The sequence below is a fragment of the Nonomuraea sp. NPDC050153 genome (genome assembly GCF_044460125.1).
Taxonomy (GTDB): domain Bacteria; phylum Actinomycetota; class Actinomycetes; order Streptosporangiales; family Streptosporangiaceae; genus Nonomuraea.
The window spans coordinates 157588-166990 of sequence record NZ_JBITJQ010000029.1 but is presented as its reverse complement, the minus strand read 5'-3'; the positions used below and the strand labels follow the sequence as shown (position 1 = coordinate 166990).

General features: G+C 74.8%; 7 protein-coding genes. 4 read left to right on the top strand and 3 right to left on the bottom strand.

From position 1 onward, the window contains the following. Positions 1–101: 101 nt before the first annotated feature. Positions 102–809, top strand: a complete 708-nt coding sequence (locus ACIBQ1_RS46105) for a DUF4386 domain-containing protein (protein ID WP_397287530.1) — start codon at positions 102–104, stop codon at positions 807–809. Positions 810–983: 174 nt separating this feature from the next. On the opposite strand, the gene ACIBQ1_RS46100 is transcribed toward ACIBQ1_RS46105, so the two are convergent. The 3 genes from ACIBQ1_RS46100 to ACIBQ1_RS46090 form a co-directional block, all read right to left on the bottom strand. Beyond that, a complete protein-coding gene (locus ACIBQ1_RS46100; protein WP_397287528.1) occupies positions 984–1454 on the bottom strand; it encodes a hypothetical protein in 471 nt (156 codons plus the stop codon). A gap of 101 nt (positions 1455–1555) precedes the next feature. After that, entirely contained in the window at positions 1556–3106 is a 1551-nt protein-coding gene (locus ACIBQ1_RS46095) for a carboxylesterase/lipase family protein (protein ID WP_397287527.1), read from the bottom strand. Next, positions 3103–5610, bottom strand: a complete 2508-nt coding sequence (locus tag ACIBQ1_RS46090; RefSeq protein WP_397287525.1) for a beta-glucosidase — start codon at positions 5608–5610, stop codon at positions 3103–3105. Before ACIBQ1_RS46090 ends, ACIBQ1_RS46095 begins: the two co-directional genes overlap by 4 nt. 265 nt (positions 5611–5875) lie before the next feature. Here ACIBQ1_RS46090 and ACIBQ1_RS46085 point away from each other — a divergent pair, with 265 nt between their 5' ends. The 3 genes from ACIBQ1_RS46085 (at position 5876) to ACIBQ1_RS46075 (ending at position 9403) form a co-directional block, all read left to right on the top strand. Continuing rightward, entirely contained in the window at positions 5876–6721 is an 846-nt protein-coding gene (locus ACIBQ1_RS46085; RefSeq protein ID WP_397287523.1) for an IclR family transcriptional regulator, read from the top strand. A gap of 71 nt (positions 6722–6792) precedes the next feature. Further along, complete coding sequence (locus ACIBQ1_RS46080) at positions 6793–8559, top strand: aldehyde ferredoxin oxidoreductase C-terminal domain-containing protein (protein ID WP_397287521.1); 1767 nt, start codon at positions 6793–6795, stop codon at positions 8557–8559. Between the two features lie 85 nt (positions 8560–8644). Further along, the gene (locus ACIBQ1_RS46075) at positions 8645–9403 is read left to right on the top strand and encodes an SDR family NAD(P)-dependent oxidoreductase (RefSeq protein ID WP_397287519.1); all 759 of its coding nucleotides are present in this window, start codon (positions 8645–8647) and stop codon (positions 9401–9403) included.

The following is a 9403-nucleotide window of genomic DNA, read 5'->3' as shown; positions in this document are numbered from 1 at the left end:
ACCGGACTTACACCGGCAAGCGACGACGAGCTTTCGGATCAGTCGTCAACCATCCATATCGATCAACCACCAATCACTACTGGACGCACAGGAGAGCCACCATGCACGCGCTGATCCGCACCGCCCGCACGACCGGACTGCTCTACCTCGGCCTCGCCATCACCGGCGCACTGGGCTTCCTGCTCATCCGGCCGCGGCTCTTCGCGGCCGGCGACCCCGGTGCGACGCTCGCCCACCTGGTCGACCACGAATCGCTCGCCCGCGCCGGGGTCGCCTTAGAGCTGCTCATCGTCGTCACCAAAGCCCTCACAGTGGCATGGTTCTACCGCCTGTTCCGCACCGCACACCCGCTTGCCGCCAGCGGTATCGCCGCCTTCGGCCTCGTCAACGCGGTCGCGGTTCTCTCCAGCGCGGCGCTGCTCGCCACAGCGGTCCAGGTCGCGCTCGCCCCGATCGGCGACGCGGCGGCCGTCGTCCAGGTCCTGTACCTGGTCAGCGGCAACCTGTGGGGCGTGGGAGCAGTGTTCTTCGGCCTGTGGCTCATCCCCATGGGCTCGTGCGTGCTCCGCTCGGGCTGGATGCCCCGCCCGCTCGGCTGGATTCTCATCGGCGGCGGCATCGGCTACCTGCTCAGCGCGTTCATCGGATACCTCGCCCCCGACGCACAGGGCATCGCAGACGCTCTCACCGTCCCCGCGACCGTAGGGGAGCTCTGGATGGTCGGCTACCTGCTGATCCGCGGCGTCCGCCGTCACGCGCTCGACCAAGCCCCGTCAGGTGCGCCCACGGCGGCACCCGCAGCGGGTTGACGGGTCCCGGGGACCGAGGAACGTCCCGAGCCAGCGGACGGTCACCAGCTGGAGGGCGAACCCGAGCTTCAGGTCGGCGTCACCCTCTTCCTCGGGCCCGATCCGGACCGGCCCGTGGCGTGCTTCGTGCGGGCGGGCGAGCCCGCCGACATCGCGCGGGGCGTGATCGAAAGATCAGGCGGGAGCTCCCCTCAGCACGCGCAGGGAGCCCGCCGCCAGGCCGGTGACGAGCACCACGTGCACCGCCGGGTGGACGGCCATGAAGTAGGCGGTGAAGGCCGCCCCCCGCTCCCGGTGCACGAACCGCAGCAGCGGCGGATCGGCCACCACGAACCACCCCACCAGCGCCACCGGCACCGCGAACAGGCCCGGATGCAGCAGCCCCAGCGGCAGGGACGCCGGCGCGAGCGCGCAGGCGAGGATCCCCGCCCGGCTGTTGGCGTTCTCCGGCTTGGCCGCGCCGCGCCTGGCCGTGGCCAGGGCGAGCGGGATCAGCGGCAGGGCGCGCCGCCACTGCTCGTCGAGCCGACCCGCCGCCGGCCGCACCGAGCGGCGGATCGCGGCCGGCGCGAACACGACGCCGTGGACCTCGCCGAGGTGCCTGCGCCGCCAGTGGACCTGGTGGAGCAGGCGATAGTGCTCCACGGGGCCGTCGTCGATGAGGGGCTCGGTCTCGTCACGGGGGCCGCCCTTCGCGAGTCCTGGGGCATCCGTGATCCCGCAGGCGGCCCCCGCGGCGCATCATCTCAGCCGGCCTCCCACAGGTCGCAGTTGTGCTCGGCGAGCATCGTGGCCAGCGGGACCGGCGTCGAGCGGCCGCCCGCCCGCAGCGACATGACGAGTGAGGTGCGGTTGAAGGCCGGCCAGGGGGCGGAGCGCGCGGCCCGGGGCTGCCCGGTGATCGTGAACGATCCCCAGTAGTGGACCATGTCGCGGGCCAGCCGCCGCTCCGAGGCGTCGAACGTCGGCGCGATCGGGGTTCCGTTGTCGAAGCTCGGCCACAGGTAGGCCAGCTCGGCGGCGTGCCCCGCGCCCCACTCGTAGCCGACCGGCTCGGGGGTCAGGCCGGGCCCGGTGCGGTGGTCGAAGCGGTAGCCGTACACGCGGGTGTGGGCGGACAGGGCCTCCATGAAGCGCAGCGTCGGGCAGCCGCCGAGGCCGGCCAGGAAGCCGGAGTCGGTGAAGACGGCCGCCGCCAGGTACGCCGAGGTGAACTGGTCGGACTGCGCCGGCCACGGATACCTGGCCAGGACGGCGTCGGCGCGGTCGGGGAAGAGCCCGCGGACCCAGCCCTCGTACTGCTCCTTGGTCCAGCCGCGCGCGCCCTGCAGGAACGTGCGGCCCTCGTCGCGGGTGGAGCCGACGATCAGCGGGACGCGCTGGAAGCGGCCCGCCCGCACGGCGGTGTCGGGGTTCTCCGGGAGGGCGGGCGTGCCGTACAGGAACGAGGCGAACTGCGGCCCGTCGACCAGCTTCGCCGCGCTCAGCCCGCGCAGGCAGGCCAGGTCGGAGCAGCCGAGCGCGGTGGCGATGGAGGTGCCGGCCTGCTCGCCGTCCGCGTACGTGCGGCTGGTGCAGGACCCGCTCTGTACGATGCCGCGGGCGAACAGCCCGGCCGAGGCGGGCGAGGTGAGGTTGGCGCAGACGGAGAAGCCGCCGGCCGACTCGCCGTCGATGGTGACCTGGCGGGGGTCGCCGCCGAACGCGGCGATGTTGCGGTGCACCCAGCGCAGCGCCGCCTGCTGGTCGAGCAGGCCGTAGTTGCCGGACGTGCCCGCTTCCGCGGCCAGCAGCGGGTGGGCCAGGAAGCCGAACACGCCGAGCCGGTAGTTGACGCTCACCACGACGACGTTCTCGAGCTGGGCGATCAGGGTGCCGTCGTGCTGGTTGGCCGAGCCGTTCTGCAGGCCGCCGCCGTGGATCCAGAAGAGCACGGGCAGCCGCTGCCCGGCCTTCGTGCCGGCGGGGCGGAACACGTTGAGGTACAGGCAGTCCTCGGTCTCGGAGCGGGGGCCGTTGGTGCTGGCGGCGGCCGGGCAGCGGTTGCCCCACTGGGACGCGTCGCGCACGCCCTGCCAGGCGGTCGCCGGCCGGGGTGCCCGCCAGCGCAGCTCGCCGACGGGCGGGGCGGCGTACGGGAGGGCGAGGAAGCTGTCGACGCCGTCCGCGCGGGCCCCGCGTACGAGGCCGGTGTCGGTGCGCGCCACGGGCCGATCCCCGCCCGACGCGACGGCGGGCACGGGTACGGCGGCGACCGCGAGGACCGCCGCGGCGAGCGCGATCAGTAATCGTCTCATCGGATTGTGACCTCCTGACGTAGACGCAGGTCCCTGGAGGAGGACCCGACGTGGACGGTACGACGGCCCCCCGCGAGGGTCCACCGGCCGTCCGACCAGTACTGCAGTGCGCGCCGCGGCACCGTCACGGTGACGCGGCGCCGCTCGCCGGGCGACAGCCGGACCCTGGCGAACCCGGCGAGCGCGCGGGGCGCCATCGGGACCGGCGGGCCGGCCGGCGAGCCGAGATAGACCTGCGGCACCTCCACCCCGGCGCGGCGGCCGGTGTTGGCGACCGTGAAGGACACGGTGAGCCCGCCGCCCGCGGCCCGCACCGACAGGTCGCCGTACTGGAAGCGGGTGTAGGACAGGCCGTGCCCGAAGGGGAACAGCGGTTCGACGCCTTTGGCGTCGTAGAACCGGTAGCCGACGAGGACGCCCTCGCCGTAGTCCGCGACGCCGCCCACACCCGGGTAGCGCTCGGCCGGCGCGGTGGGCGCGTCCTCGGCCCGCGCGGGGAACGTCACCGGCAGCTTGCCGCCCGGGTTCGCGCCGCCGAGCAGGAGCGTGGCGGTGGCGTCGGCGCCCTCCTGGCCCGGGTACCACATCTGCAGGATCGAGCGCACGTTCCGCAGCCACGGCATGAGCACCGGGTCGCCGGTGTTGAGCACGACGGTGGTGCGGGCGTTGGCGGCGGCCACGGCCGCGACGACCGGGTCCTGGTCCTTCGGGAGGGCGAGGGCGGCGCGGTCGGCGCCCTCGGTGCCCTCGTTGAAGGCGAACACGAGCGCCGCCCGCGCCCCCTTGGCCAGCGCGGCGGCCTCCCGCAGCGCCTCCTGGCGGCGCTGCGGGGTCACCCAGGCCAGCCTGACCTGCAGCGGCGTGCCGGCGATGCCGGTGGCCGCGACGGTGACGGGTTTGGCCACCCCGGCTTCGAGCCGGACGGTCCTGCCGGCGTTGGTCAGGCCGCCGGAGGTCGCGATGAGGCTGCTGTTGCCGCCGAGGAGGGCGCCGACCGAGCCGATCTTGACGCCGTCGAGGGTCAGCGAGATCGAGCCGTTGAACGACGGCACCCCGCCCGCGCCCTGGATGCGCAGGTCGTAGTCGCCGGTCGCGGGCGCGGTGAGCGTGCCCGTCCACGTCCACGACGAGCCGGCGGGCAGGGCGCCCGCGCCGGTGTGGTCGACCTGGGCGGCGGCCTGCGGGGCGCCGCCCTGCTGAGCGCCCTGCTGAGTGCCCTGTTGAGTGCGCCGCAGCGAGAGCGCGGAGGCGGGCACCGGGACGCCCTCCAGGTCCACGCCCGTGGCCCAGCGGATGCGGCTGCCCGGGGCGGCCTGGCGGCGCAGGGCGGTCAGCGGGCTCTCCGCGCCCGCGGGGATCACCCTGGCGCTGCCGCCGCCGCCCACCAGGGGGCTGGCCGCGGTGGGGCCGATGACGGCGAGGTCGGCCAGGTCGGCGCGGCCCAGCGGCAGCAGGTCCCCTTCGTTGCGCAGCAGCACGGCGCCCGCCAGCGCGATCTCCTTCGCGACGCGGGCTCCGCCCGCCGGGTCCGGGGAGGGGCGCGGCCGTCCGCCGCCGAGCAGGCCGAACCGGTCGAGCTGGACGAGGACGCGGCGCACCGCGGTGTCCACGACGGACTCGGCCAGCTTCCCGGAGGTGACGGCGGCGGCCAGGCCCCCGTAGTTGACGCCGAAGGGCATCTCCATGTCCATCCCGGCGGTGAGGGAGGGGGCGCCGCTGTGCGTGGCGTACCAGTCGGACATCACCCAGCCGCCGAACCGCCAGTCGTCGCGCAGGATCTCGGTCAGCAGGTGCCGGTTCTCGGCGGCGTACACGCCGTTGACGTGGTTGTAGGCGGCCATGACCGCGCCCACGCCGGTTTTCACGGCGGCCTCGAAGGGGGGCAGGTAGATCTCGCGCAGGGTGCGCTCGTCCACCTTGACGTCGACCGTCTGGCGGGCGTTCTCGAAGTTGTTGGCCGCGTAGTGCTTGACCGTGGCGATGAGGCCCTCGCCCTGGATGCCGCGGATCTCGCCGACGACGAGCGCGGCGGCCAGCAGCGGGTCCTCTCCGAGGGTCTCGAAGTTCCGGCCGGCCTGCGGCACGCGGACGATGTTCGTCATCGGCGACAGCAGGACGTCCATGCCCAGCGCGCGGCCCTCCCTGCCGATGACGGCGCCGAACCGCCGGGCGAGGTCGGCCGCGAACGTCGAGGCGAGCGCCACCGGCGCGGGCAGGGCGGTGGCGTCGGCCGTGGCGCGGACCCCGGCGGGCCCGTCGGCCAGGCGGAGCTCGGGGATGCCGAGGCGGGGCACGCCGGGCACGTACCCGGCCTCGCCCTTGGAGGCGGGGTCGTTGGCGCCGTGCAGCAGCGAGACCTTCTCCTTCAGCGTCAGCTTCCCCAGCAGCGCGTCGACGTCCGCCCGCTGGGCGGTCCACCCCGACGGGAGCGCGGCGACGGCGGCCGCGCCGAGCAGCCGGGCCGCGTCGCGGCGGGTCAGCGACGGGTTGAGCGCTTCAGCCATGCGAACACCTCCTTCGAGGAACGGGCCGACCGGCTGGGGTCGCGCCCGCAACATATGAGCCGCGGAGAGGTTGCGAAACCGCGTTCTCCGTTGAACGGAAGACTTTTCAGAACGTCGTTCGGTGCGTTTCTGGATTGTTACCCATCGCAACAAACTCTGGGGCTTCGAGGGCTGGACCCGCTGGCAGCAGGGGTTTACGTTGCCGCAAACAACATAAAAAACGGGAACTTCGCGGGGTGAGAGGTCCGACCGGGAGGCGGCGACCATGACCACAACCGACGACGGCCCGGCCGCGGCCACGAGGCGCCGCGGCGCCCACGCTCCCGGCCGCGCCCAACAGCCCGGAAGCGTCAGGCGGCCCGCCGGCCGGAGCGTGACGAGCCGGGTCCTCAGCGTGCTCAGCGCGTTCTCCGGCGAGTGCCCCAGGCTGAGCCTGTCCGACATCAGCCGCCGCACCGCGATGCCATTGACGACGGCGCACCGGCTGGTCAACGAGCTGACGTCGTGGGGCGCGCTGGAACGCGACCGCGACGGCCGCTACCAGATCGGGCTGCACCTGTGGGAGGTGGGCGCGCTGGCGCCGCGCGGGCTCGGGCTGCGCGAGGCCGCGATGCCGTACCTGGAGGACCTGTACGAGGTCACCCACCAGCACGTCCAGCTCGCCGTCCTGGACGGGGCCGACGTGCTCTACCTGGAGCGCATCTCCGGCAGGGACGCGGTCGCCGTGCACAGCCGGGTGGGCGGGCGCTTCCCCGCGCACGCCACGGGCGTCGGCCTGGCGCTGCTGGCCCACGCGCCGGCCGCGGCGCAGGAGGCGTACCTGGCCGGGCCGCTGGCGGCCTTCACCGACCGGACCATCGCCGACCCCTGGCGGCTGCGCTGCGCGCTGGCCGAGGTGCGGCGGCACGGGTACGTCATCAGCGACCGGCAGGTCACGCTGGACGCGGTGTCGGTGGCGGCGCCGGTGCGGGACGCGGAGGACGAGGTGATCGCCGCGCTGTCGGTCGTGGTGCGCGTGGGCGAGACGCAGCCGGGCGCGCTGGTGCCGGCCGTCGTCACCGCCGCCCGCGGGCTGTCGCACTGGCTGCGGTCGCATCCGGAGCGGCCCTAGCGGGGTTGCCTTTCCGGGGTGTTGTGTGATGTGGTGCGGCTCGCTTTCCTCATCGCTATGGAGGCTTGACCGTGCCGTTCATTGTGGATCTGACCAGCGGGAACGTGGAGAAGGAGCATCACCCGGGCGAGATCGGCGGGTCCGTGCTCGGGCTGCGGCTGCTGGCCGGGCGGACGCCCGCCGGGCTCGATCCGTACGATCCGCGGACGCTGCTCTATGTGGCGGCCGGGGCGCTGGGCGGGACGGCGGCGCCGGGGCTGGCCAAGGCGGTGTTCCTGGCGAAGTCGCCGCTGACGGGGGTGGCCGGGGAGTCCCACGCGCTCGGGCCGTTCGCCGCGGGCCTGCGCGGGGCGGGCGCCAAGGCGCTGGCCGTCACGGGGCGGGCCGCGCGGCTGTCCTACCTGCTCGTCCAGGGCGGAGAGGTGTCCCTGCACGACGCCTCGGAGCTGCGCGGGCTGGGCACGGCCGCGACGACGGACGCGCTGCGGGCCCGGCACGGCGAGGGCGCGCACGTGGCGGCCATCGGGCCCGCCGGGGAGAACCTCGTGCGCTTTGCCGGCGTGGTGACCGACTACGCGTACGCCGCCGGGCGGTACGGGCTCGGCGCGGTCTTCGGGGCCAAGAACCTCAAGGCCGTCGTGTGCGTCGGCGACGCCCCGGCGGAGGTCGCCGACCCCGGGGCGGTCGCCGGGCTGGCCGCCTACTACCGCGACTCGCTGGCCACGAACCCGCTGGCGGCGCTCCAGGCCGGCCTCCCCGGGTTCGCCGGCTGGGTGGGCGACCCGCCCGCCCCCGGCTACGCCGCGGTGCGGAACTTCTCGGTGGCCGGCGCGCACGGGCTGCGGGTCCCCGCCGCGGGTGACTACGACGGGCGCGCGGTGGCGACCACGGGGGCCTGCCCCGGCTGCCCGAACGACTGCCTCAAGGTGTACGCGCCCCCTGGCCTGGCCGAGCGGCGGACCGGCGGGCTGGGGCAGGAGGCGTTCCTGTCGCTCGGCTGGAACCTCGGGATCGACGACCTCGACGCCGTGCTCGCCGCCAACGCCCGCTGCAACGACCTCGGGCTGGACCCGGTCTCTCTCGGCGGGACGCTCGCGTTCGCCATGGAGTGCGCAGAGCGCGGCCTGCTCCCCGGCGGGCCCGCGTTCGGTGACGCGGCCGCGCTGACCGGGCTGCTGGACGACGTCGCGGCGCGCACGGGCCCCCTGGGCGACCTGCTCGCGGAGGGTTCGGCGCGGGCGGCCGCGAAGCTCGGGCCGGACGCGGCCCCGTACGCCATGACCGTCAAGGGCGCCGAACTGCCCTGCTTCGACCCCCGCGTCCAGCCGGGCATCGGCCTCGGGTACGCGATCGCCCCCGGCGGGCCGCGCTACGACGCGCTGGAGCACGACCTCGACTTCGACCCCGTGGCCGGGCTGGCCTACAGCTTCGGCGAGGCCCGGCGGATCGGGGCGGAGCCCGCGCCGGTCGCCGGGCTCGACGCCGAGCGGGGCCGGCGCACCGCCCGGCTGCTGCGGCTGTGGAGCGGGCTCGACGCGCTCAACCTGTGCGTCTTCGCCTCCTCCCCCACCCGCCCGCTGACCCTCGACCACCTGAGCGCCCTGGCCACGGCCGTCCTCGGGCGGGAGTTCACCGTGGACGACCTGCTGGCGGCCGGTCAGGAGCGGCTCGACGCGATGCGCGCGTACGCGGTCCGCGAGGGCGGCGGTCCTGACGAGCTGCCGGCCCGGATGCACGAGGAGCCCATCACGGCGGGACCCCACGAGGGCGCGGTGCTGGACCGCGCGTCGTTCGAGCGCGCCCGCGCCGCCTTCTACGAGGAGCTCGGCTGGCGCTGATTCCCGAAAACGCTCTTGTTCGGTTCGCGTGGTTCGAGTTATGTTCTGGTCAATCGTTTGAATGAGAGACGGGAGACCATCGGGGATGGCTGTCACGATCGACCTGGGCGGGCGGACGGCGCTCGTCACGGGCGGCGCGGGAGGGCTCGGGTTCGCGTGCGCCCGCGCGCTGGCCGCGGCCGGAGCCGACGTCGTGCTCTCCGACCTGGAGAGCCCGCGGCTGGCCGAGGCGGCGGCCGAGCTGGGCGCCGAGGCGCGGCCGGCCGACCTCACCGACCGGGCCCAAGCGGCGGCGCTGGCGGGCGCCCGCGACCGGATCGACGTGCTGGTGAACTGCGCCGGGGTCATGCGCACCACCCCACTGCTCGACATCGAGCCCGGCGAGTGGCTGCGGATCGTGGACGTCAACCTCAACGCCACGTTCTGGCTCACCCAGGCCGTCGGGCGCGCGATGGCCGAGCGGGGCAGCGGCTCGATCGTGACGCTGGCCTCGGTGGCCGCCCGCTCGGGCCGCCCGAACGCCGCCCACTACTCCGCCACCAAGACGGCCCTGCTCTCCCTGACCAAGTCCGCGGCCCAGGCGCTGGCCCCCGTCCGGGTGAACGCCGTGTGCCCCGGCGTCTTCCTCACCCCCATGTGGGACGAGATCATCGCCGACCGCGACCGGCGGTTCGGCCCCGGCGCGGGCGCCGGCCACCTGAAGGAGGTCGGCGAGCGCTCCCCGCTGCGCCGCCCCGGGCGGCCCGAGGAGGTCGCGTCCGCGGTGCTGTTCCTGGCCAGCGACCTGGCGTCGTTCGTGACGGGCCAGGCGCTGAACGTCGACGGCGGACTGGAGATGGACTGA